Source organism: Pelagerythrobacter marensis (assembly GCF_036700095.1).
Taxonomy (GTDB): Bacteria; Pseudomonadota; Alphaproteobacteria; order Sphingomonadales; family Sphingomonadaceae; genus Pelagerythrobacter; species Pelagerythrobacter marensis_A.
The window spans coordinates 443,729-466,076 of the sequence record NZ_CP144918.1; the positions used below are offsets into that span (position 1 = coordinate 443,729).

Below are 22,348 nucleotides of genomic sequence, written 5' to 3' on the forward strand. Positions count from 1 at the left end.
GGCCGGTCAGCCGAGCGCCTGCACCGTTTCGCCGTCTTCGGCAGGTTCGGCCTTCTTGCGAGCGCGGGTCGCGCGCTTCTTCTTCGGCGGTTCGGCTTCGTCCGAGGCGCCGATGGACGGCGGCAAGACCGCGGCATCGATCTCGCCCGCATCGTCGGTCGGGGTCGCTTCGTCCTTGCGCTTGCGCGGCTTGCGCGGCGGGCGCCCTTCGCCCCGCGCCTGGCGGCCTTCGCCGCGCGGCGAGCGCTGGAACGGGTTTTCCGACGGTTCGTAATCCCCGTCGTCGCCGGCGCTTTCGCCGTCGTCGCGATCGCCGCCATCGTCGCGTCCGTTGGCGTCCTCGCGACGGCTGCGCGCGTTGCGCGGTTGCCGCCGGCGGTTGTTCTCGCCTTCGTCCTCGTCGCTATCGTCGTCGTCCTGGTCGCGCTCGTCCGAGCGCTTGCCGCGCTGTTCGTCCTGCCGCGCCTTGTTGTCGGCGATCACGCGGAAATAGTGGTCGGCAAACTGCAGGTAATATTCGGCCTGCACGCGATCGCCATTGTGCTGCGCGTCCTGCGCCAGCTTCTTGTATTTATCGAGCAGCTGGGGCGCATTGCCGCGCGCCCTGCTGTCGATCCGGTTTGACTGGTTGCCGCCGCCCTGCTGGCGATTGCCGCGTCCGCGACGGCGATTACTACGATGATTGTTCAAGGAATGATCTTCCTCATCCGTGACCGCCCCGTCGGCACCATTGCCCGTGCGGTCGCATGACCCCTCGCCGCGTCCGCTTCCCTGCGGCCCGCGGATGTTCCATCTGCACCTGTGCGCGGATCTTTCGCCCGGCCGGTTTGCAAATGTCGGAACCAGGCCTTTCCGGGAGGCGAACGCGTCGCGAACCGGGGGCCTGCATCAAGAGTTAGCTATCGCAGGGGTCTTTGCCAACCCCTAACGCAAAATCAGCGCGCGCGGCCGCCCTGCGAGATCGCGCCGCAGTGTCGCGGAAAACCCCGCCTCGCCGGCGATCCGGGCGACGGCACGGTCCTGCGCGGCACCGATCTCCAGCACTGCGGTGCCGCCGGGGGTCAGCAGGGCCGGCAACTGCGGAACGAGCGCGCGATAGTCGTCCAGCCCATCGGCGCCGGCGAACAGCGCCCCTGCCGGCTCGAACTCGCGGACCGAAGGCGGCAGCGCGGCATCGTCCTCGACATAGGGCGGGTTGGCGAGGATCCGGTCGAACCGGCCAAGCCCGGCCGCCCACCCCTCGCAGTGCCAATCGGCTTCCACCAGTTGCACCCGCGCTGCGAGGCCAAGCCGCGCCGCATTTTCCCCGGCAATCTGCAGGGCACCGGCCGAGCGGTCGATCCCGACCCCGTGCCAGCCCCGCCGCTCGGCGAGGAAGCTGAGCAGCAAGGCGCCGGAGCCCACGCCGCAATCGAGCACGCGCCCCCCCTCGCCCGCATCCTCCAGTGCGCCGGCCAGCGTCGCCTCGCTGTCGTCGCGCGGGATCAGGACGTCGGGCGTGACCCGGAACGGGAGGCCGTGAAACTCCTGCTCCCCCACGATGTAGGCGACCGGTTCGCGCAGGGCGCGGCGATCGACCAGGGCGGCGAAGCCCGGCGGCGCACCGCGCTGCATGTGCCGCAGCAGAAGATCGGAGCGCGACACGCCGAGCGCGTGTGCCATCAGCACTTCGGCATCGAGCCGCGCGGTGTCCGACACCTGCGAAAGCCGCTCCGCCGCCTGCCGCAGCGCCGCTGCAACGGTGGTTTCGGCGGCGCCGTCAGCCATCCATTGCCGCGAGGCGCTTGGCTTCGTCCTCGGCGACCAGCGCATCGACCAGTTCGGCAAGGCCCGGCCCGGCCAGCACTTCGTCGAGCTTGTGCAGCGTCAGGCCGATCCGGTGGTCGGTAACACGGCCCTGCGGAAAGTTGTAGGTGCGGATGCGTTCGGACCGGTCGCCGCTGCCGACCATCGCCTTGCGCGCTTCCGCCTCGGCCCCCTGCGCCTCCGCGCGCTTGAGGTCGTAGAGGCGGGTGCGCAGGACCTGCATCGCCTTGGCGCGGTTCTTGTGCTGGCTGCGCTCGTCCTGCTGGATCACCACCAGGCCGGTGGGCAGATGGGTCAGGCGCACCGCGCTGTCGGTCGTGTTGACATGCTGCCCGCCCGCCCCGCTGGCGCGGTAGATGTCGATCTTCAGATCCTTCTCGTCGACCTCGACGTCGACTTCGGTCGGCTCGGGCAGGACGGCGACCGTCGCCGCCGAGGTGTGAATGCGCCCGCCGCTTTCCGTGACCGGCACGCGCTGAACCCGGTGGACGCCGCTTTCGAACTTCAGCTTGGCGAACACGCCGGTGCCGGAGACATTGGCGACGATTTCCTTGAAGCCGCCGATGTCGGAGGCGTTCACGCTGATCGTCTCGACCCGCCAGCCGTTTTCCGCGGCGTAGCGTTCGTACATGCGGAACAGGTCGGCGGCGAACAGCGCCGCCTCGTCACCGCCGGTGCCCGCGCGAATTTCGAGCATCGCGGGCCGCGCATCGGCGGCATCGCGCGGCAGCATGGCGACGGCGAGCTGGCGTTCGGCCTCGGGCAGCCGTTCGTGCAGGCTGGCAATTTCTTCCTCTGCCAGTGCTTTCATCTCGGGATCGGTGTCGTCAAGCTGTTCCAGCTCCGCCAGTTCGGCGCGCATCGTGCGCACCGCCTCCGCCGCGCGGGCAACCGGCTCCAGCTCGGCATAGTCGCGGCTCGCGGCGACGAACGCCTCGCCCTCGAGCGTGCCCGAGGCCAGGCGCGCCTCAAGCTCGGCGAAGCGATGCGCGATCTGGTCCAGACGTTCGGCAGGGATGGTCAACGCGCTACTCTCAATTCTTCGTCATCCCGGACCCGATCCGGGATCCCGCTTCTGGTTCACCCGCCGCGAGAAAGAAAGCGGGACCCCGGATCAAGTCCGGGGTGACGTTGGCTAGAAGCTATCCTTCGCCAGAGAGGCTCTTGTAAGGCTCGGGAAGCCTTGCAAGTATGCTCCACAAGTCGGTCATAGCGTCATTTGGCCCCGCTTTCACATTTGTGAGGTGCAGGACGTCATTGGGGTTATCGGCCTGTCGTACGAACAGAATGGCATCCACCCCATCTTTCTTCGCCTTCTCGGCCAGTTTTTTCCCGTGCCCTCGATAAGCTGTCCAAACGTGGAAGTCTTTCCGACTGTTCTGACGAAGATGGAACGCGATACGGTCGGCCTCTTCGCGCATTGCCGGTTGATCCGGCACGACGGCGTAAACGGGTGTGGGGTCAAATACACCACCCACCAGCATCGCCAGCCGCTCGATCCCGGCCGCCCAGCCGACCGCAGGGGTCGGCGCGCCGCCCAGGCTTTCCATCAGCCCGTCGTAGCGCCCGCCGCCCAGCACGGTGCTCTGGCTGCCGAGCGCGTTCGCCGCGGCGGAGCCTTCGTCGGGGACGAATTCGAAGGCGGTGTGCCGGTAATAGTCCAGCCCGCGCACGAGGCTTTCGGCGCGACGCCATTTCACGCCCGCGGCATCGAGGCCGCCGGTGACGCTTTCGAAGAAGGCCAGTGCCTGATCCGACAGGAAGGCATCGATCTTCGGCGCATCGGCCACGAACGTGCGGTCGCGCGGGTCCTTGCTGTCGAGGATGCGCAGCGGGTTCTTTTCCAGGCGGTCCTGCGAATCTTCGGACAGCTCACCTTTCACGGCGCGAAAGTGCTCGACGAGGGCAGCGCGCCAGGCCTCCCGGCTGTCGGCATCGCCCAGGGTGTTGAGCTGCAGTGTGACCCCTTCGATCCCCAGTTCGCGCAGCAACTGGTCGGCCATGGCCAGCAGTTCCACGTCGGCCTGCGGTTCGGCCGCGCCGATAACTTCGGCGTCGATCTGGTGGAACTGGCGGTAGCGGCCCTTCTGCGGCCGTTCGTAGCGGAACAGGGGCCCGTGCGTCGCGATCTTGAGCGGGGCGTGCTGCTGCCATCCATTGGTGAGCCAGGCGCGGGCGATCCCGGCGGTGAATTCCGGGCGCAGGGTCAGCGATTCCCCGCCGCGATCCTTGAACGAATACATTTCCTTCGACACGATATCGGTCGTCTCGCCGATCGAGCGGGCGAAAACCTCGGTCCGTTCGAACACCGGCATTTCGGCCCGGCGGAAGCGATAGAGCCGCCGCACCCGTTCGAACGTTTCGACCACGTGCGCGAAGGCCTCCGCATCGGGGCCGAAAATGTCCTGCGTGCCGCGGATCGCCTGGGGGGTCTTGCCGGATGTCTTCGCCATGGCGCGCGCTTAGGCGAGAGCGTGGCTTGCCGCAATATCGCCGGCCCGCTAGAGGCCGCGGCGCGAAGTCCTTTGGGAGAGGGGCCGACCGCAACAGAGAGACAATATGCGCATCGACAAGGTTCCCGTGGGCGACAGCCCGCCCGACAGCCTCAACGTCATCATCGAAGTGCCCACCGGCGGGGAGCCGGTGAAATACGAATTCGACAAGGAATCGGGCGCCCTGTTCGTCGACCGCATCCTGCACACGCCGATGCGCTATCCGGCGAACTACGGCTTCGTGCCGCACACGCTCAGCCCCGACGGCGACCCGCTGGACGCGCTGGTGATTTCGCGCAGCCCGTTTATCGCCGGCTGCGTCGTGCGCGCGCGCCCGATCGGCGTGCTCAACCTGGAAGACGAGCACGGCGGCGACGAGAAGCTCGTCTGCGTTCCGATCGACACCACGTTCCCCTATTACTCGGATGTCGCCGAGACCAAGGACCTGCCTTCGATCATCTTCCAGCAGATCGAGCACTTCTTCACCCACTACAAGGATCTGGAGAAGGAAAAGTGGGTCCGCATCGGCCAGTGGGGCGATGCGGCGGAAGCCAAGCGGATCGTGCTCGAATCGATCGAGCGCGCGAAAGGCTGATCGCCGCAGCGTCTCGCGATGGCGGGGACCTTCAGCAACCGATGGACGACCGGGCAATGGACAGCCAGAGGGCCTGAGGTTCCGGCTTTCGCCGAAAACAGCTACTCGACCGGCCGTTCCGGGTCGAGCAGGTCCCTGCCGCCATCCTGCGCACGCTCCGCATCGACCATCTTTGCAACCTCTTCCTGGGGTGCGACGTCGTGCGGCTTTTCCTCGCGCGCCCGTGGCGCGGATGCGGCAGGCGCTGCGGCTTCTCCGCCCGGCGCCTTCGCCGCTTGCGCCAGCGGGAACGGCGCGGAGCGGGGATCGAAGCGCAGGCGATAGATCGGCTCGGGCAGGGCGAAACCGCCCGCTTCCAGCGCCGCCTTGACCGCCGCGATCGCGCGGCTGCGCGCCTTGAGCCAGTCGCTCTCGCGCTGATCGATCCAGCCGAAGAAGCGCAGCACGATGTTCGAATCGCCCACTTCGGCCACGGCGGCGTCGGGCGGCGGATCGGCGAGGACGAAGGGCAGAGCCGCCAGCGTCTCGCGCCCGAGCTGCCGGCCGGCGTCGGGATCGTCGTCGGCATCGATCCCCAGGTCGAACGTGAACCGGCGTTGCGGATTGCGCGTGTAGTTGAGAATCACCGCCTTGAAGACGGTCGAATTGGGAATGCGCAAGTGATTGCCGTCCAGCGTCATCAGCACGGTCGCCCGGCTGGTAAGGCGGACGACGCGCCCCTCCTTGTCGTCGATCAGGACATGATCGTTGGCGCGGAACGGCTGGCGCAGGCTCAGCATCAGCGAGGCGACGTAGTTTTCGATCGTATCGCGCATGGCGAAACCCAGCGCGATCCCGATAACCCCCGCACCGCCCAGAACCGCCCCCATCAACGCCCCCGCGCCGAGCAGGTCGAGCGCGATCACCAGGCCGGTCAGGATAAAGACGAAGCGGATCGCGCTCGCCACCAGATCGGCCAGGAAGACGTTCGGCAGGAGCCGCCGCCAGAGCGGGCGGAATCCGGCGACAAGGTGGCCGGCCAGGGCGATCCCGAGCGCCAGCGCGATCGCCACGCCGATCAGCGGAAGCATGGCGACGAATGCGGCGACTCTGCCCGAAAGGCTTCCCAACGCGCCGAGATTGCGATCGAGCGATACGTCGCGAACGATCGCGTTCTCCACCGTGGCGACGCCTGCGACGCGGCTCGCAATCCGTTCCGCCCGCGCGCCATCGCCGCTGCCGGGCACCGTGCCCGACAGTCTGACGACGCCTTCGCGGACCGAGACCTCGACCTCGGACAACGCCTCAATCTCGCCGAAGATCGCGCGGATGCGGCCCGCGATGCGGCTGTCGGCTCCGGCGTCCTGCCGGTCGGCGATCGCGGCTTCGGCAGGCGGCGGCGCCGCTGCCGTCTCTTCGGGAACGCCCGGCATGGCCAGCGCCGGCGTTGCCAGAAGCAGCATCGCCGCCGCGATGGCCCGGAGCCGGGGGGCGATCATGTTCCCGCCACCGTCATCCCCTCGACCCGCAATGTCGGCACGTTGACCGAACGGTGCATTTCGAGGTCGTCCGCGGCGCGAAGCGTTGCGAACATGGCAAGCAGGTTGCCGGCCACGGTGAACTCCGCAATCGGACCCGCGATCTCTCCGTCGACGACGCGAAAGCCGCTGGCGCCGCGGCTGTAATCGCCGGTCACCGCATTGACCCCCTGCCCGGCCAGCTCGGTCACCAGCACGCCTTCGCGGATATCGCCGATCAGTTCGGCCCGGCTCGGCTCGCCTGCCGGAATATGAAGGTTGCTCGCCGAAACGCCCGGCGCCCCGGCTCCGCGCGACGCATGGCCGGTGGGGCGCAGGCCGAGCTTGTTCGCGCTCGCCACGTTCAGCAACCAGCCGCCCAGCACCCCGCGATCGATCAGCTTGCGCGGGGCGCAGCCGACTCCCTCCCCATCGAACGGGCGCGAACGCAGCCCGCGCGGGCGGTGCGGGTCTTCGATCAGGTCGATTGTCTCGGGGAAAATGGCGGTCCCCTCGCGGCCGAGCAGGAAACTCGACCGGCTGGCGATCGCCGGCCCGGCCATCGCGCCGATCAGATGCCCGATCAGCGAGGCCCCGACGCGCGGATCGAACACCACCGGCATCCGGCCGCCGCGCGGAATCTGCGGATCGAGGCGCGCCACCGCGCGCTCGCCCGCAAGACGCCCGATCTCCTCGGGGGCCGGGAGATCCGCAAGGTGCCGCGCGCTGCGCTGGGCATAGTCGCGCTGCATTCCGGCCCCGCTGCCCCCGATGGCCGCCGCCCCGATCGCATGATGGGTGGCGCCATATGCGCGCGCGAAACCATGGCTTGTCGCAAGGGCGAAAAGCGAACGGCCGAACGAAGCGGAGGCCCCCTCGCTGTTGGTGACGCCGGTTGTCGCACGCGCCGCATCCTCGGCGGCTTCCGCGCGCCGGCGCAAGCAAGCGGGGTCGGGACCGACGGCATCCTCCAGGTCGAGTGCCGGCGCCGCGCCGCGATCGAGACATTCCTCCGCCGCCAGCCCGGCATAGGGATCTTCGGGCGCCGCGCGCGCCATGGCGACCGCGCGCTCGGCCAGATCGTCGAGAGCGGCCGGTGTATAGTCGCTCGTCTCGATCGAGGCCGAGCGCCGGCCGACGAAAACGCGCAGCGCGATGCCTTCGCTTTCCGAACGCGCGACATCTTCGAGCTTGCCCAGGCGCACGCCGACGCTTTCGGACGACTGCGCCCGCGCAGCCGCGTCGGCCGCATCCGCGCCGTGGCGGCGGGCCGCTTCGATCAGGCGGGCGCAGCGATCGAGTGCCGTCGCCGCGTCGATCATCGGGAAATTCGCAGAGCTGTCATATGCCGCCTGCCAGAGTCGCTTTCATCGAGACGGCACCGGCCCGCCACCCCGCGGGCGGGGGTGCGGGCCGGTGTCGCTTGAGCCGCACTCTACGAGCGCGCGCGGTCGGTCGCAAGGCGCGCTCAGACAGCGGCGGCGATGCCCTTGAACAAACCGGTGAGTAGAAACGGCAGACCGATCGCCAGAAGCCAGAGCATTATCTGGTCGCGGTGGAAGGCGCCCCTGAGTGCGGGGTCGGCCGCTGCCTCGTCCGACAAATCGCGCCAGCGTTTCTCGAACCAGCGGCACGCCGGGATGATGCCCGCCACCAGGACCACCAGGGCGAGATAGGGAAGGATCGACGCGCCCACTTCCTTGATCGCGTGGACGGTGACGAAAATCTGCAACGCGGTGTAGACGAGCAGGGCATAGGCGACATTGTCGCTCATCGCCTTGCGCCAGTCGCGTACACCCGACCGTCGCGGTGCGTGATCGCGGCCTTTGCGGTCGGCAGTGCGTTGAAGCGCCTTGGTCATAGCGCCCTCTCCTCCGTAATCCCCCATCCGAATCGAAGTATTTCAGACGCAAGACATGAAGACAAGGGCGATAACCATCGCGCCGCCCGGCATGCCATGCACGAATCCTGCCAGATCGCCGCATCGGGGGTTTCCTGCCGCCGCAGCGATGCTACATGATTGCGCGATGGAAACCGCCGAACCCGTTGCCGAAAACGCCCAGAGCGTCGCAGCCACCGCCCCGATGCCCCATGGCGGGCTGGAAGTCGTGTCGATCGCCAAAAGCTACGACAAGCGCAGCGTGCTGACCGACATCTCGCTCACCGTCGACAAGGGCGAAGTGCTCGGACTGCTTGGCCCCAACGGTGCGGGCAAGACGACTTGCTTCTATTCGATCATGGGCCTGGTGAAGCCCGATGCCGGCCGCATCCTGATGGACGGGGAGGATGTCACCAATCTCCCGATGTATCGCCGCGCGATCCTGGGTCTCGGCTACCTGCCCCAGGAAACCAGCATCTTTCGCGGGATGACCGTCGAACAGAACATCAATTGCGTGCTCGAAATGGTCGAGCCCGACGCCCAGACCCGCGCGGGCGAGCTGGAGCGCCTGCTCGACGAATTCGGCCTGACCCGGCTGCGCGACAGCCCCGCCATGGCGCTTTCGGGCGGGGAGCGGCGCCGCTGCGAGATTGCCCGCGCGCTGGCTGCCAAGCCTTCGATCATGCTGCTCGACGAACCTTTCGCGGGCATCGACCCGCTGTCGATCAGCGACATCCGCGACCTCGTGATCGATTTGAAGCAGCGCGGGATCGGCGTGCTGATCACCGATCACAACGTCCGCGAAACGCTCGATATCGTCGACCGCGCCTGCATCATCTACGGCGGGCAGGTCCTGTTCGCGGGAACCCCGCAGGATCTGGTCGCGGACGAGAACGTGCGGCGGCTCTATCTCGGCGAAGGGTTCACGCTGTGAAATCCGGGGCCGCCCCGGCCATCCCCACTGTGGCACCGGCCCGGCACGCACGGGTTTAAGGGCGGGTATGGCGCTGGCGCCTCGCCTCGATCTGCGGCAATCCCAGTCGCTGGTGATGACGCCGCAGCTGCAGCAGGCGATCAAGCTGCTGGCGCTGTCGAATCTCGAAATCGAAACCTTCATCGGCGATGCTCTCGAAGCCAATCCCTTGCTCGAGGCGGGCGAAGTGCGACGCGAGGACGGCGAGCCCGCCGCCCCCTCCGCGCCCGAGCCGGCGGAGCCCACTGCCGACACCGCGACCGGCGATGAAAGCGCACTCGACATCGATCCCGGCGCGCTCGACCGCGACCGCGATACCGGCGATGGCGAATGGGGCGCCACACACGCAAGCGGGCTCGCCGGCGATCTGCCGGGGATCGACGAACGCGGCGCCGAAGCGCCGACACTGGCCGAACATCTCGAGCTGCAGGTCGGCGCCGCGGCGGGCGATACGCGCGAGGCCTTCGTCGCCCGGCATCTGATCGGGCTGCTGGACGAGGCGGGCTATCTTGCCGCCGACCTGGACGAGGTTGCCGCCGAACTGGGCATTCCCCGGGCCGAGGCGGAGCGCGCGCTGGCAGTCGTGCAGTCGCTCGATCCCACCGGAGTCGGGGCGCGCAGCCTGAGCGAATGCCTCGCGCTCCAGGCGAAGGAAGCCGACCGCTACGATCCGTGCATGGCGCGCCTGATCGACAACCTCGACCTCGTCGCGCGCGGCGAATTCGCCCGGCTGAAGCGCATGTGCGAAGTCGACGACGAAGACTTCGCGGACATGCTGGCCGAACTGCGCAGCTACGATCCCAAGCCCGGCTGCCGCTTCGGCGGCGCGGGCGAAAGCACGGTCGTGCCGGACGTCCTGGTGACCGCGGCGCGCGACGGCGGGTGGGACATCGCGTTGAACGAAGAGACGCTGCCGCGCCTCGTGGTCAATCGCGCCTATTACCTGGAGCTGCGCCGCGGCTGCGCCGGCAAGGAAGCGCAATCGTGGCTGGGCGAGAAACTGGCCGACGCGAACTGGCTGATCCGCGCGCTCGACCAGCGGCAGAAGACCATCCTCAAGACCGCGGCCGAAATCGTCAGGAAGCAGGAAGGGTTCTTCCGGCGCGGCGTGTCCGGGCTGCGCCCCCTCACCCTGCGCGAAGTGGCCGAGGCGATCGACATGCACGAAAGCACGATCAGCCGCGTGACCAGCAACAAGTACCTCCACTGCGAGCGCGGCACGTTCGAACTGAAGTATTTCTTCACCAGCGGGGTCGGCAGCGCCGATGGCGAAGGCGCGAGCTCGCAAGCGGTCAAGGCGCGGATCAAGGCGCTGATCGATGCCGAAGATGCGAAGAAAATCCTCTCCGACGACACGCTGGTTGCCATGCTCAAGGCCGAAGGGTTCGACATCGCCCGCCGCACCGTGGCCAAGTACCGCGAGGCGATGGGGATCGGCAGTTCGGTGCAGCGCCGCCGGCAGAAACGGCTGGCCGCCGGCGGGTAGCGGCGCGCTTCGCGAATCGGGTTGTCATTTGCCACGCACGGCTCGCCGTCTTTCATGGCTTTAGGGATTGTTAACCTTTCCCGTTCATATCTTATGTGGTTAACGTTGGGCTGGGTTTCGAAGTGGGGCAGCGCGGCCGCATTCGCGAGACCGGGCCGAAGGGGCAAAGGGGGGCTTCCCATGCGCGTGTTGTTGATCGAGGACGAGCCGACCACGGCGAAGGCCATCGAACTCATGCTTACGACCGAGGGTTTCAATGTCTATTCGACCGATCTGGGCGAAGAGGGCCTCGATCTCGGCAAGCTCTACGATTACGACATCATCCTTCTCGACCTGAACCTGCCCGACATGCACGGCTACGACGTGCTGAAGAAGCTGCGTGTCGCGAAAGTGCAAACCCCGGTTCTCATCCTTTCGGGCATTGCCGAAATGGACAGCAAGATTCGCAGCTTCGGCTTCGGCGCCGACGATTACGTGACCAAGCCGTTCCATCGCGAGGAACTGGTCGCGCGCATCCATGCCGTCGTGCGCCGTTCGAAAGGGCACAGCCAGTCGATCATCCGCACCGGCAAGCTGGCGGTGAACCTCGACGCGAAGACCGTCGAGGTCGACGGGGCGCGGGTCCACCTGACCGGCAAGGAATATGCGATGCTGGAGCTGCTTTCGCTGCGCAAGGGCACCACGCTGACCAAGGAAATGTTCCTCAACCACCTTTACGGCGGGATGGACGAGCCGGAACTGAAGATCATCGACGTCTTCATCTGCAAGCTGCGCAAGAAGCTGAGCCATGCCTGCGGCGGCGAGAACTATATCGAGACCGTATGGGGTCGCGGCTACGTGCTGCGCGACCCGGAAAGCCAGGCCGAAGCGGCCTGATTGCTCGCTGCGCGAGGGCGACAAAAACGCGCGGCCGGGCGATCGCCGGTCGTGCGCGCGTTCATGCGCGGCCGCCAGGCGCCGGCACAGGTGCGGCCCGACGTTGCATTTCTATCACCGTGCGTAGGTTTTCGGCCATCGCCAGCCGGATCGATCGGGCCTAGCGCCTGCTCGGAAAGGCCGGGACGAAAAGCGCGCGATGGACATTTTCGGATTCGATCTTGCGGGGATCGTCCCGTTCATCGCGATCGGTTTTGCCGCCCAGCTGGTCGATGGCGCGCTGGGAATGGCCTTCGGCGTCATCACCAATACCCTGCTCGTCGGCGTTCTTGGCCTGCCCCCTGCGCAGGCATCGCAGCGGGTCCATGTGGTGGAATGCTTCACCACCGCCACCAGCGGCATCAGCCACCTGCTCAGCGGCAATATCGATCGCAGGCTGTTCTTCCGCCTGCTGGTGCCGGGCATGATCGGCGGCGTGACGGGGGCCTATCTCCTTACGTCGATCGACGCTTCGGTCGTGAAACCGCTCGTGCTCGCCTATCTCGCGATCATGGGCCTCTACCTGCTCGCGCGCGGCCTGATCTACCCGCCGAAACTGCGCGAGGCGAAGCATGTCGCCCCGCTCGGGCTGATCGGCGGATTCCTCGACGCGGCGGGCGGCGGCGGCTGGGGGCCGGTGGTGACGTCGAACCTGCTGGTCCAGGGGGCGGAACCGCGCAAGGTGGTGGGCACGGTGAATTCGGTCGAATTCTTCCTCACCCTGACAATTTCGGCCACGTTCATCGTCCAGCTCGGGATCGCCGATCTCGCCGGCGCCACGCTCGGCCTGCTGATCGGCGGTATCGCCGCCGCGCCGCTGGGCGCGATCGCGGCCAAACGCTTCAGCCCCAAGCTGATGCTGATCCTCGTCGGCGCCGCGCTGACCGTGACCAGCACCTATGGCATCTGGACGGCGCTGGCCTGATCCACGCTGCGAGCGCTTGAGGCCGAAAGCGAATGATGTATTCGCCCCAAGCATGACCGCGAACAAGCCCGGCGATCCGACGACTCTCAACCGGCTCTACGGCCGCAGCCAGGGCAAGCCCCTGCGCAAGGGCCAGGCCGAACTGATCGACAACCTCCTGCCGCAAATCGCCGTGCCCGCCGAGGGACCGGTAACGGCGCAGCGGCTGTTCGGCCACGACCGGCCCCTCCATTTCGAGATCGGGTTCGGCGGCGGCGAGCATCTCGCCTATCGTGCCGATCTGCTGCCCGATCACGGCTTCATCGGGGCCGAGCCGTTCGTCAACGGAGTGGCCCAGGCACTCGTGCACGTGCGCGACGGGGCGCTGGGCAACGTGCGGCTGCATCTGGGCGATGCGCTGGAGGTCCTCCGCCGCATTCCCGACGGGGCGCTGACGATGCTCTACCTGCTCCACCCGGACCCGTGGCCGAAGGCCCGCCATGCCAAGCGGCGGATGATGAACGACGGCCCGGTGGAAATGTTCGCCGCCAAGCTGAAACCGGGCGGCGAGTTCCGCTTCGGCACCGATCATCCCGTTTACCTGCGCCATGCCCTGTCGGTCATGCGCCGCCATACCGACGCCTTCGAGTGGCAGGTCGACGGGCGCGCGAGCTGGGAGAACCGGCCCGGCGGCTGGTGCGAAACCCGCTACGAAGCCAAGGCGCGCGCGGTCTACGGGCACGAGGTCTGGTACTTCCGCTATCGGCGCCGTTGATCGCCGCTCTTTCGCGGCAGAGCCATTGCACTTTTTTGTCCGGCGCCGGATCGCGCGGTCTTCCCGGCGAGGCGCGCTGCCGCCAAGAGCAGCGCCGGGCCATAAATGGTTTGCCGGAGGTTACCGGTATGCCTAACCGGAACCGCATGCTGAGCTTTCTGACCCGGAACGCACGCTGGCTTGCCGGCGGCCTGCTTCTGACGCTGTTCTCGTCTTTCGGGCAGACGTTCTTCATCGGGCTTTCCGGGCGGTACATTCTCGAAGAATTCGCGCTGACGGACGGCGAATTCGGCATGATCTACATGATCTGCACGCTGGCCAGCGCGGCCACGCTGCCCTGGCTGGGGCAGCTGGTCGACCGGCTGCGCGGCGCGCGCATGGTCCTGGCGGTCATGCCCGGGCTCGCGCTTGCCTGCGTCCTGATGGCGATCGCACCCGTCGTGCCGGTCCTGGCGCTCGCCATCTACCTTCTCCGGCTGCTGGGCCAGGGGATGATGACCCATATCGCGCTCACCGAAATCAGCCGATGGTTCGACGCCAACCGCGGCCGGGCCATCTCGCTCGTCGTTCCCGGTCATCAGCTGGGCGAGGCCGTTCTGCCGATCCTGTTCGCCGTCGTCGCGCTGGCGAGCGACTGGCGCTTTGCATGGCTGGTGTCGGCGGCGCTGATCCTGCTCGCCGCCTTGCCCGCGATCTACCTGCTCATCCGCGTCGACCGCGTGCCGGCGGAACACGATCCGGTCGGATACGCCCCCGCGCAGATCCAGCAGTGGACGCGGCCGGAGGTGCTGCGCGACCCGGTTTTCCACGTCATGCTCGCCGGCGTGCTCGCACCGGCCTTCATCGGGACGACGATCTTCTTCCACCAGGCGCACCTCACCGAATTGCGCGGCTATCCCCCGCTGGCCTTCGCAGGGGCCTTCCCGCTCATGGCAGGAACGACGGTCGTATGCGGCCTTGTCGCCGGGCAGCTGGTCGACAGGTTCGGGGCGATCCGGCTGCTGCCTTTCTTCCTCGTCCCGCTGACTTTCGCCACGCTGGCCGCGGCCAGCATCGAGGCGCCCTGGGGCGTCTATCTGTTCATGGTGATGTTCGGCGTCAGCTACGGCATGACTTCCACCATGATGGGCGCCCTCTGGCCAGAGGTTTACGGGACGCGCCATCTCGGCTCGGTGCGCGCGGTCGTGGTCGCCGCGATGGTCTTCGCCACCGCATTGGGCCCGGGCCTGACAGGCGCGCTGATCGACCGCGGGATCGCGCTGCCCACGCAGCTTTACTGGATGGCGGGGTGGAGCGTCGCGGCCAGTTACGGCCTGTTTCTGGCGGCGCGCGCAGTGACCGATCGCCGGGGCTCTGCCTGACGCCTTCGGCGCCTTTGCCGCGGCGGAAGATAGGGCCTGCCCCGCGCTCCCGCCTACCCGGAGGCCCCCGCGCGGTGCTTCGGAAACTTACGTCTCCTTCGCGCAGTCGATGCAGGTCGTGACGGTGGGGCTATGCTCCAGGCGGGCCGGGGCAATGTCCTCGCCGCACCTGATGCAATACCCGTATTCCCCCTCGTCGATGCGGCGCAAGGCAGCCTCGATCGCCGCATGCTCGACCCGGCGGCGCTGCTGCTGCGCCAGCGCCATCGCCTGGACCTGCATGGCATCGATCCGCGAGAGCCGGCCAACGCTTTCCTGATCCAGGGTCACGGGCGCCCGGTCGGCTTCGCCTCTGCGGTCTTCGGCGCGAAGCTCCTCCCGCCGGGCAAGCAGAAGCTCCCGAAAACGATCGTGCTGCCGCGCCATCTCACCGCACCAGCAGCACCGGCACGCGCACGGTGCGGATCATGGCCGTGGTGGTGCTTCCCACGATCAGGGTGCGGATCGGCGAATGGCCGTATGCGCCCATCACCAGCACGGCGTCGGGCGTCTGTTCGACGATGCCGGCGATAACCGCCTCGGGCTTGCCCTTCTCGAGCGTCGTTAGCACCTCGCGCCCTTCGGACAAGCGGCCGGCCGCCTCGTCCAGCGCGCGACGATGGGCGGCATTGTCGGTGTCGGCCATGACGAGGTGGACCGGAAGCCTCGCATAAGTCGGCAGCGCGACCAGGCGCGCGAGCGCCCGCTCGGCAGCAGGGCTCGCGTCATATGCAAGAACCACGTTGCGCGGCTCGCGATACTGGCGCGACGCGACGAACACCGGGCGCGCGCTGGCCCGCACCACGCGTTCGATCTTGGACCCGATGTGTTCGGCCGCAAACTCGTGATCGGCACCGCGCTTGCCGACAATCACGACCTGGGCGTTCTCCTCGCGCTCCAGGATCGTTTCGACGACCCCGCCGTGGCGGTGGAGCGTCCGCACGTCGAAAGCACCGCCTTCGCGCAGGCGCTTCTCGCCGGCAGCGAGGAGGGCGCGCCCCCGCTCGACTTCGAGCCTCGTGGCACTCGCCTCCAGTTCGACCAGCTCCTCCATCAGGTTCGTCTTGACGCCCAGACCGATGGCGCCGGACAAGTCGCTGCGGGCGGACACCGCATCGGCGCGCTGCACGACGTGCAGCAGCTCCACCGGCAGCTGAAGACGTTGCGAGGCCCAGGCAGCATAGTCGCAGACGCTGTTCGCATAGCTCGAAGCGTCGATGCAGGCGAGAATATGTTTCATGCCTTTCCCTCTCTCAATGCCCACCGAGCTGCTCCCCGGCGCCAGGCTTGTCGTGGGTGGCGAAGCGTTCCACCATCGAAGCGCTGGCTTCGTTGAGCCCGACCACCTCGACCGCAGTGCCCTCGCGGCGGAACTTGAGGATCGCCTTGTCCAGGGTGCCGATCGCCGAGATGTCCCAGAAGTGCGCATCTGACACGTCGATCACGACGCGGTCCAGCACTTCCTTGTAATCGAAGGAGGAGACGAAGCTCTCCGACGAGGCGAAGAAAACCTGCCCCGATACGGCATAGAAACGGGTGAGGCCGTCGGAGGCCAGCTCCGACGTCACGGTGAAGAGGCGCTTGACCTTGCTGGCGAAGAACAGCCCGGAGAGGATCACGCCCGCGAGCACGCCCTGCGCCAGGTCGTGCGTCCACACGACGATGACGACCGTGACCACCATCACCACCGAAGACTGCCAGGGGTGATGGCGGATGTCGCGGATCGAACGCCAGGAGAACGTGCCGATCGACACCATGATCATCACCGCGACGAGCGCGGCCATCGGGATGATCGCCACCAGGGGGCCCAGGACGACGATCAGGAACAGCAGGAAGACGCCGGAAACGAAAGTGGACAGGCGCGTCTCGCCGCCCGACTTCACGTTGATGACCGACTGACCGATCATCGCGCAGCCGCCCATGCCGCCCAGGAAGCCGGTGAAGAAATTGGCGATCCCCTGCCCCTTCATCTCCCGCTGCTTGTCCGAAGGCGTATCGGTCAGATCGTCGACGATCTGCGCGGTCATCATCGATTCCAGCAGGCCGACCGCGGCCATGGTGAGCGAGAAGGGGAAGATGATCCGCAGCGTCTCGAACGTGAACGGCACGTCGGGAACAAGGAACGCCGGCAGCGAGGACGGCAGGTCGCCCATGTCGCCGACCGTGCGCACGTCCATTCCGGTGTAGAACACCGCCGCCGTAAGGATCGCGATCGATACCAGCGGCGAAGGGACCACTTTGGTCAGATAGGGAAACAGGTAGATGATCGCGAGCCCCGCCGCGACGAGCGGATAGGTGATCCAGGGGACCCCGATAAGCTCGGGCAGCTGGGCCATGAAGATCAGGATCGCCAGCGCGTTGACGAAGCCGGTGATGACCGAACGGGACACATATTGCATCAGCACGTTCAGCCGCAGCAATCCGGCAATCATCTGCAGCACGCCCATCAGGATCGTGGCCGCGAACAGATAGTCCACGCCGTAGTCGCGGACAAGCGGTACGACGAGAACCGCGATGGCCGCAGTCGATGCCGAGATCATCCCCGGTCGTCCACCGACCAGCGAGATGATCACTGCGATCGAGAACGAGGCATAGAGCCCCACGCGCGGGTCCACCCCGGCGATGATCGAAAAGCCGATCGCTTCGGGAATGAGCGCGAGGGCGACGACGGTGCCGGCGAGGATGTCGCCCCGCGGGTTCGACAGCCACTCTCTCTTCAGCGTTTGCAAGTTGGGCATGATGGTCCTGAACTTCGATGACGGCCGGGCAGTGGCCGGGTGAACGGTTGTACGGGGCGGTTTACGCTGCGGCGACAGCCCGGTCGTGATCGGTCATGTAATTGCGGGTAAGCGGCACCGTATCGACGCGCTTGGCGAGCTGTATCTGAAAATTCATGTGGCCCTGCGCGCGAAAGGCGGATTCGCTGCATGCGAGGTAGAACTCCCACATGCGGCAAAAGCGTTCGTCGTAAAGCCGCCGCGCCTCCTCCCGGCGTTCCATGAACCGTTCGAACCAGTGGCGCAGGGTCTCGGCATAGTGCAGGCGAAGAATCTCGATGTCGGTCACCCACAGTCCGGCGCGCTCTATGGACGGGAGCACTTCCGACAGGGCGGGGATATAGCCGCCCGGGAAGATGTACTTTGCGATCCACGGGTTGGTCAGACCCGGCCCGTCCTTGCGGCCGATGGAGTGCACCACGGCCACGCCGTCGTCGGAAAGCAGGCGGGCCACCGTGGCAAAGAAGGCGTCGTAGTGCGGCACGCCGACATGCTCGAACATGCCGACCGAAACGATCCGGTCGAACGTGCCGGAGACATCGCGATAGTCGGCCAGCGAGAAGCGCGCCCTGGTGCCGCGTCCGCGCTCGGAAGCGATCGCGAGCTGTTCTTTGGAGAGAGTCACGCCCAGGACATCGACATCGGCCGAACGGGCGATTTCCAGGGCCATTCCGCCCCACCCGCAGCCGATGTCGAGCACCGACTGGCCGTCCTCCAGCAGCAGCTTGCCGATCAGGTGCTGCTTCTTGGCATGTTGCGCCTGCTCGAGAGTGGCATCGGGACGGGCGAAGTACGCGCAGCTGTACTGGAGGTCCTCGTCGAGGAAGAGGCGATAGAGATCGGCCGACAAGTCGTAATGATGCGCGACGTTGCGGCGGGAGGTGGCGCGATCGTTCGCCTGGCGCAAGGCCCGCAGGAGGCGCAGCTTCAGCGGACCGGCGGTCGGGCGCGAAACTGCCGCCGCTTCCGGATTGCGGAAGATGACCGCGAACAACCCCCTGATGTCGCCTTCCACCACGCTCAGCGAACCGTCCATGTAAGCCTCGCCCAGAGCAAGGTCGGGGTTGGCCGCTATGCGCGCGGCGCCCTGCGCCGTGACGCCCACGACCACGCCGGGGCCTGTGCCGTCGCCGAAGCGGAGCCGTTCGCCGGTGCGGCTGTCGACAAACGAAAGGTTCCCCTTCCTGATCGTGCGATCGATCAATGCCGCCAGAGGGCGCGGCGGATGGACGAAAGCCGGTCCCGCTTGGCTGGATCGTCCCGCGCCGGATGGCGAGCCGGTCGGTTCTTCGGGCACAAAGGTGCTTGTCATGATCGATACCCCCATTTTGGCCGAGCACGACGATGGCAGCGCGGCGAGCAAAGCGGCGCTGCATGAAGTGCTGCAGATGAAATGAAAGACGTGTCGAGCGACGCGGTTCGAACCGCGCTCCGCTCCGTCCGGTATATGGTTGTCCCGGGGATAGGCGCCGGGCCGAGCCACCCGGCACGGCCGGGTCCAGCGGATGCAAGTCGGCTATGAGCGAAATTCGGGAATAGCAACTGCATTTTTCGCAACTTCGTCCGCGGCATGCTCAATGGTCTCGCCCAGTATAAGCGATTGCACTAGGGTCGCGCGATGGTGCCATTGTTCGAAGAAATTGCCTTCCGCCAGACTGCCATCGGCGAGCTGTCCCTGCGTCGCAGGCGCTTGACCGCGGACGGTGCCGACATCTGGGAAATCAAGCTGAACGACGGTTACCTGATGTCGAGCCGGTTCGTCGCAGGCGAAATTGCGCTGGCCGAGCTGGCATTGGCGCAAACCCGGGGCGATCGGCTGGATGTGGTCGTCGGCGGGCTGGGTCTCGGCTACACAGCCGCAGCGGCGCTGCGCGATCCGCGGGTTGCCGAACTGACCGTGATCGAACTGATCCCGGAAGTGATCGAATGGCACCGCGACCGGCTCCTGCCCTTGGGAGAGGCGGTGGCCGGCGATCCCCGCTGCCGGCTGCTGGACGGCGATTTTTTCGACATGGCGGTGAACGCCGCGGGTTTCGTACCGGCCGATCCCGCGCGACGGCACGATGCGATCCTCATCGATATCGATCATTCGACAACCCATTTCATCGATTCGGGCAGCGCCGGTTTCTACCGTGCGGAAGCGATAGCCGCGCTCGCGCAGCGCCTCGTGCCCGGCGGCATATTCGCCTTGTGGTCGACGGACCCGGAGGATGCCGCCTTCGTCGATGCCATGCGGCACAGCCTTGAAAACGTGCACGTCGAGCGCGTCGAGTTCGAGACGCCTTATCGCGACGAGCCAGCCTTCAATCTCGTCTATCTCGGGCGCAAGGGTCGAACCGCGGCGCGCTGAGCGATCTCCGGGCCCTCGGGAATCTCTCGGGGCCCAAACTCTTCCGACCGTGCGACGGCGCCCCCCGGCCGGCCCGGCGGTCAGCCCACCACGCCGGCCGCCGCGAGCACGGCCAGGGTCAGCACGTCGGGCGCGATCGCGGTCATCGGGGCGATCTGAACCGGCTTTTCCATACCGATCAGCATCGGGCCGATCGTCGCATCGCCGGCGATTTCACGCAGGAGCTTGGCCGACAGGTTGGCCGATTGCAGGCCGGGCATGATCAGCACGTTGGCCGGCCCCGAAAGGCGGCTGAAAGGATAGAGTTCCATCACCTTGGGATTGAGCGCCGCGTCGGGCGCCATTTCGCCTTCGTATTCGAAGCCGGGCTTTTCCGCGTCGAGGATCGCGACCGCATCGCGGATATTGCCCAGCCATTGCCCCGGCGGGTTGCCGAACGTGGAATAGGACAGGAAGGCCACGCGCGGCTCGTGCCCCATGCGCCGGGCGACCGCCGCCGTCTCGCGCGCGATATGGGCCAGTTCCTCGGCCGTCGGCCGCTCGTTGATCGTCGTATCGGCCAGGAAGGTCGTGTGGTTCTTGCCGATCATCATGTGGATGCCGAAGGGCACCTGCCCCGGCTTGGGATCGAGCACGAGGTTCACCTCGCGCGCGGTTTGCGAGAAAGTCCGCGTCAGCCCCGAAATCATCGCGTCGCCGTGACCCAGCGCAACCAGCAGCGCGGCGAACACGTTGCGTTCCTGGTTGACCAGGCGGCGCACGTCGCGCTCCGTCCGCCCCTTGCGCTGCAGCCGCTGGTAGAGGAAATCGACCATCTGCGGGACGAATTCGGAATCGGCGGAGTTCTGGATTTCCCATTCGTCGGGATCGTCCACTGCCAGCTCGACCAGCCGTTCACGCACTTTCTCGGTCCGGCCGACGAGCACCGGCGTGCCGTAGCCGAAATCGCGGAACTGGATGGCCGCGCGCAGGACGACATCCTCTTCCGCTTCGGCGAAAACCACTCGCTTGGGGTTGTTGCGCGCCACCTCGTAAGTGTTGGTCAGGGCGGCCGTGGTCGGGTTGAGCCGCGCCTTCAGCGACAGGCGATAGGCGTCCATGTCGGCAATCGGCGCCAGCGCGACGCCGGTGTCCATCGCCGCCTGCGCCACGGCGGAGGAGACCACTTCCATCAGCCGCGGATCGAACGGGGCGGGAATGATGTAGTCGGTGCCGAACGCGTGGCTCTTGCCATAGGCCGCGGCGACCTCGTCCGGCACGCGTTCGCGCGCCAGTTCGGCAATCGCGCGCGCGGCGGCGATCTTCATCTCCTCGTTGATCGCGGTCGCCTGCACGTCGAGCGCGCCGCGGAAGATGAAGGGGAAGCCGAGCACGTTGTTGACCTGGTTGGGAAAATCGCTGCGTCCGGTAGCGATGATCGCGTCGGGGCGCACGGCCTTCGCGTCGTCGGGCATGATCTCGGGCACCGGGTTCGCCATCGCGAAAATGATCGGCTGGTCCGCCATCTTCGCGACCCATTCGGGCTTGAGCGCACCGGCCGCGGAAAGGCCCAGGAAGATGTCGGCCCCTTCCAGCGCCTCCTCCAGGCTGCGCGCATCGGTGTCGATGGCATGTGCGCTTTTCCACTGGTCCATCGAATCGGTCCGGCCGCGATAGATCGGGCCCGACCTGTCGCACACGGTCACCTGGTCGTGCGGCACGCCCATCGCCTTGATCAGCGCGGTGCAGGCCAGCGCGGAGGCGCCCGCGCCGTTCACCACCATGCGCACGTCTTTCAGCGTGCGGCCGGTCAGGTGGCAGGCGTTGATCAGCCCCGCCGCGGCGATGATCGCGGTGCCGTGCTGATCGTCGTGCATGACCGGGATGTTCATCCGCTCGCGCAGGGCCTGCTCGATGATGAAGCATTCGGGCGCCTTGATATCCTCAAGGTTGATGCCGCCGAACGTCGGCTCCATCAGCGCGACCGCCTCGATGAACTTCTCCGGATCTTCGGTGTCGAGTTCGATGTCGATCGAATCGACGTCGGCGAAGCGCTTGAACAGCACCGCCTTGCCTTCCATGACCGGCTTGGAAGCGAGTGCGCCGAGATTGCCGAGGCCCAGGATCGCCGTGCCGTTGGAAATTACGGCGACGAGGTTGGACCGCGCGGTGTAGCGCGCGGCATTGGCCGGGTCTTCGGCAATCGCCTCCACCGGCGCCGCGACCCCGGGCGAATAGGCCAGGCTGAGGTCGCGCTGAGTCGCCATAGGCTTGGAGGCGACGATCTCGATCTTACCGGGGCGAATCGTCTCGTGGTAGAACAGCGCCTCGCGCGCGGTGAAGCTCGCCTGTTTTTCCTCGGCCAAGTTGTCGTCTCCTGATCTGCGGCTCGGTAGTGGGGCGCGGGAGGCCCGGGGTCGAAGCCCGATTTGCGGCCCTAAACCACACTAGGCGCGCGAGCGGTAGGGGAAAGGCGCGGGGCCCGCTCTTTCCGAATCGCCATAGCGGGGGCTAGGCCCGA

20 protein-coding genes and 1 other annotated feature are annotated in these 22,348 nt (G+C 66.9%); of the genes, 8 read left to right on the forward strand and 12 right to left on the reverse strand.

What is annotated here, in order from left to right:
• Nucleotides 1-6: 6 nt before the first annotated feature.
• The 4 genes from V5F89_RS02015 to hisS all read right to left on the reverse strand — a co-directional run bounded on the left by V5F89_RS02015 (nucleotide 7) and on the right by hisS (nucleotide 4,259).
• Complete coding sequence (locus V5F89_RS02015) at nucleotides 7-690, reverse strand: DUF4167 domain-containing protein (protein WP_338446598.1); 684 nt, start codon at nucleotides 688-690, stop codon at nucleotides 7-9.
• Nucleotides 691-924: 234 nt separating this feature from the next.
• Nucleotides 925-1,767: a peptide chain release factor N(5)-glutamine methyltransferase gene (gene prmC, locus V5F89_RS02020; RefSeq protein WP_338446599.1), complete on the reverse strand. Its 843-nt coding sequence runs from the start codon at nucleotides 1,765-1,767 to the stop codon at nucleotides 925-927.
• A complete protein-coding gene (gene prfA / locus V5F89_RS02025) occupies nucleotides 1,760-2,830 on the reverse strand; it encodes a peptide chain release factor 1 (protein ID WP_338446600.1) in 1,071 nt (356 codons plus the stop codon). Before prfA ends, prmC begins: the two co-directional genes overlap by 8 nt.
• Nucleotides 2,831-2,948: 118 nt before the next feature.
• On the reverse strand, nucleotides 2,949-4,259 hold the full coding sequence (gene hisS, locus V5F89_RS02030; protein WP_338446601.1) for a histidine--tRNA ligase: 1,311 nt from the start codon (nucleotides 4,257-4,259) through the stop codon (nucleotides 2,949-2,951).
• A gap of 106 nt (nucleotides 4,260-4,365) precedes the next feature.
• Between hisS and ppa the strand changes: the two genes are divergently transcribed.
• Entirely contained in the window at nucleotides 4,366-4,893 is a 528-nt protein-coding gene (gene ppa, locus V5F89_RS02035; RefSeq protein ID WP_338446602.1) for an inorganic diphosphatase, read from the forward strand.
• 101 nt (nucleotides 4,894-4,994) lie between these two features.
• On the opposite strand, the gene V5F89_RS02040 is transcribed toward ppa, so the two are convergent.
• The 3 genes from V5F89_RS02040 to V5F89_RS02050 form a co-directional block, all read right to left on the reverse strand.
• The gene (locus tag V5F89_RS02040; protein WP_338446603.1) at nucleotides 4,995-6,371 is read right to left on the reverse strand and encodes a mechanosensitive ion channel family protein; all 1,377 of its coding nucleotides are present in this window, start codon (nucleotides 6,369-6,371) and stop codon (nucleotides 4,995-4,997) included.
• Entirely contained in the window at nucleotides 6,368-7,711 is a 1,344-nt protein-coding gene (locus tag V5F89_RS02045) for a TldD/PmbA family protein (RefSeq protein ID WP_338446604.1), read from the reverse strand. The genes V5F89_RS02040 and V5F89_RS02045 overlap by 4 nt, the downstream gene beginning before the upstream one ends.
• Before the next feature lie 146 nt (nucleotides 7,712-7,857).
• Nucleotides 7,858-8,250, reverse strand: coding sequence for a hypothetical protein (locus V5F89_RS02050; RefSeq protein WP_338446605.1), 393 nt, complete (start codon nucleotides 8,248-8,250; stop codon nucleotides 7,858-7,860).
• Between the two features lie 166 nt (nucleotides 8,251-8,416).
• Between V5F89_RS02050 and lptB the strand changes: the two genes are divergently transcribed.
• The 6 genes from lptB (at nucleotide 8,417) to V5F89_RS02080 (ending at nucleotide 14,682) form a co-directional block, all read left to right on the forward strand.
• Entirely contained in the window at nucleotides 8,417-9,202 is a 786-nt protein-coding gene (lptB, locus tag V5F89_RS02055; protein ID WP_338446606.1) for an LPS export ABC transporter ATP-binding protein, read from the forward strand.
• Nucleotides 9,203-9,269: 67 nt separating this feature from the next.
• On the forward strand, nucleotides 9,270-10,727 hold the full coding sequence (gene rpoN, locus V5F89_RS02060) for an RNA polymerase factor sigma-54 (protein WP_338446607.1): 1,458 nt from the start codon (nucleotides 9,270-9,272) through the stop codon (nucleotides 10,725-10,727).
• Nucleotides 10,728-10,907: 180 nt separating this feature from the next.
• On the forward strand, nucleotides 10,908-11,603 hold the full coding sequence (ctrA, locus tag V5F89_RS02065; RefSeq protein WP_160734401.1) for a response regulator transcription factor CtrA: 696 nt from the start codon (nucleotides 10,908-10,910) through the stop codon (nucleotides 11,601-11,603).
• 199 nt (nucleotides 11,604-11,802) lie between these two features.
• The gene (locus V5F89_RS02070) at nucleotides 11,803-12,567 is read left to right on the forward strand and encodes a sulfite exporter TauE/SafE family protein (RefSeq protein ID WP_338446608.1); all 765 of its coding nucleotides are present in this window, start codon (nucleotides 11,803-11,805) and stop codon (nucleotides 12,565-12,567) included.
• Nucleotides 12,568-12,619: 52 nt separating this feature from the next.
• Nucleotides 12,620-13,321, forward strand: coding sequence for a tRNA (guanine(46)-N(7))-methyltransferase TrmB (gene trmB / locus V5F89_RS02075; RefSeq protein WP_338446609.1), 702 nt, complete (start codon nucleotides 12,620-12,622; stop codon nucleotides 13,319-13,321).
• Nucleotides 13,322-13,467: 146 nt separating this feature from the next.
• Nucleotides 13,468-14,682 (forward strand): MFS transporter, encoded by a 1,215-nt coding sequence (locus V5F89_RS02080; RefSeq protein WP_338446610.1) that lies wholly within the window; start codon nucleotides 13,468-13,470, stop codon nucleotides 14,680-14,682.
• Between the two features lie 87 nt (nucleotides 14,683-14,769).
• Here the strand turns inward: V5F89_RS02080 and V5F89_RS02085 are convergent, their stop codons facing one another.
• The 4 genes from V5F89_RS02085 to V5F89_RS02100 all read right to left on the reverse strand — a co-directional run bounded on the left by V5F89_RS02085 (nucleotide 14,770) and on the right by V5F89_RS02100 (nucleotide 18,810).
• On the reverse strand, nucleotides 14,770-15,012 hold the full coding sequence (locus tag V5F89_RS02085) for a TraR/DksA family transcriptional regulator (protein ID WP_338446611.1): 243 nt from the start codon (nucleotides 15,010-15,012) through the stop codon (nucleotides 14,770-14,772).
• Nucleotides 15,013-15,109: 97 nt separating this feature from the next.
• Nucleotides 15,110-15,961: a universal stress protein gene (locus V5F89_RS02090; protein WP_338446612.1), complete on the reverse strand. Its 852-nt coding sequence runs from the start codon at nucleotides 15,959-15,961 to the stop codon at nucleotides 15,110-15,112.
• Between the two features lie 13 nt (nucleotides 15,962-15,974).
• Complete coding sequence (locus tag V5F89_RS02095) at nucleotides 15,975-17,459, reverse strand: SulP family inorganic anion transporter (RefSeq protein WP_338446613.1); 1,485 nt, start codon at nucleotides 17,457-17,459, stop codon at nucleotides 15,975-15,977.
• A gap of 61 nt (nucleotides 17,460-17,520) precedes the next feature.
• A complete protein-coding gene (locus V5F89_RS02100) occupies nucleotides 17,521-18,810 on the reverse strand; it encodes a cyclopropane-fatty-acyl-phospholipid synthase family protein (RefSeq protein ID WP_338446614.1) in 1,290 nt (429 codons plus the stop codon).
• Between the two features lie 137 nt (nucleotides 18,811-18,947).
• Nucleotides 18,948-19,001: a sequence feature (sul1 is cis-regulatory element that is thought to sense ions involved in sulfur or methionine metabolism; They are found in Alphaproteobacteria), on the reverse strand.
• A gap of 115 nt (nucleotides 19,002-19,116) precedes the next feature.
• Here V5F89_RS02100 and V5F89_RS02105 point away from each other — a divergent pair.
• Complete coding sequence (locus tag V5F89_RS02105) at nucleotides 19,117-19,848, forward strand: hypothetical protein (RefSeq protein WP_338446615.1); 732 nt, start codon at nucleotides 19,117-19,119, stop codon at nucleotides 19,846-19,848.
• 80 nt (nucleotides 19,849-19,928) lie between these two features.
• On the opposite strand, the gene V5F89_RS02110 is transcribed toward V5F89_RS02105, so the two are convergent.
• On the reverse strand, nucleotides 19,929-22,193 hold the full coding sequence (locus V5F89_RS02110) for an NADP-dependent malic enzyme (RefSeq protein WP_338446616.1): 2,265 nt from the start codon (nucleotides 22,191-22,193) through the stop codon (nucleotides 19,929-19,931).
• Nucleotides 22,194-22,348: the final 155 nt, after the last annotated feature.

Coding starts and splice junctions, on each gene's coding strand:
- prmC (WP_338446599.1), bottom strand. CDS start 1,767: ATGGCTGACGGCGCCGCCGAAACCACCGTTGCAGCGGCGCTGCGGCAG.
- hisS (WP_338446601.1), bottom strand. CDS start 4,259: ATGGCGAAGACATCCGGCAAGACCCCCCAGGCGATCCGCGGCACGCAG.
- ppa (WP_338446602.1), top strand. CDS start 4,366: ATGCGCATCGACAAGGTTCCCGTGGGCGACAGCCCGCCCGACAGCCTC.
- V5F89_RS02040 (WP_338446603.1), bottom strand. CDS start 6,371: ATGATCGCCCCCCGGCTCCGGGCCATCGCGGCGGCGATGCTGCTTCTG.
- V5F89_RS02045 (WP_338446604.1), bottom strand. CDS start 7,711: ATGATCGACGCGGCGACGGCACTCGATCGCTGCGCCCGCCTGATCGAA.
- V5F89_RS02050 (WP_338446605.1), bottom strand. CDS start 8,250: ATGACCAAGGCGCTTCAACGCACTGCCGACCGCAAAGGCCGCGATCAC.
- lptB (WP_338446606.1), top strand. CDS start 8,417: ATGGAAACCGCCGAACCCGTTGCCGAAAACGCCCAGAGCGTCGCAGCC.
- rpoN (WP_338446607.1), top strand. CDS start 9,270: ATGGCGCTGGCGCCTCGCCTCGATCTGCGGCAATCCCAGTCGCTGGTG.
- ctrA (WP_160734401.1), top strand. CDS start 10,908: ATGCGCGTGTTGTTGATCGAGGACGAGCCGACCACGGCGAAGGCCATC.
- V5F89_RS02070 (WP_338446608.1), top strand. CDS start 11,803: ATGGACATTTTCGGATTCGATCTTGCGGGGATCGTCCCGTTCATCGCG.
- trmB (WP_338446609.1), top strand. CDS start 12,620: ATGACCGCGAACAAGCCCGGCGATCCGACGACTCTCAACCGGCTCTAC.
- V5F89_RS02080 (WP_338446610.1), top strand. CDS start 13,468: ATGCTGAGCTTTCTGACCCGGAACGCACGCTGGCTTGCCGGCGGCCTG.
- V5F89_RS02090 (WP_338446612.1), bottom strand. CDS start 15,961: ATGAAACATATTCTCGCCTGCATCGACGCTTCGAGCTATGCGAACAGC.
- V5F89_RS02095 (WP_338446613.1), bottom strand. CDS start 17,459: ATGCCCAACTTGCAAACGCTGAAGAGAGAGTGGCTGTCGAACCCGCGG.
- V5F89_RS02100 (WP_338446614.1), bottom strand. CDS start 18,810: ATGACAAGCACCTTTGTGCCCGAAGAACCGACCGGCTCGCCATCCGGC.
- V5F89_RS02105 (WP_338446615.1), top strand. CDS start 19,117: ATGGTGCCATTGTTCGAAGAAATTGCCTTCCGCCAGACTGCCATCGGC.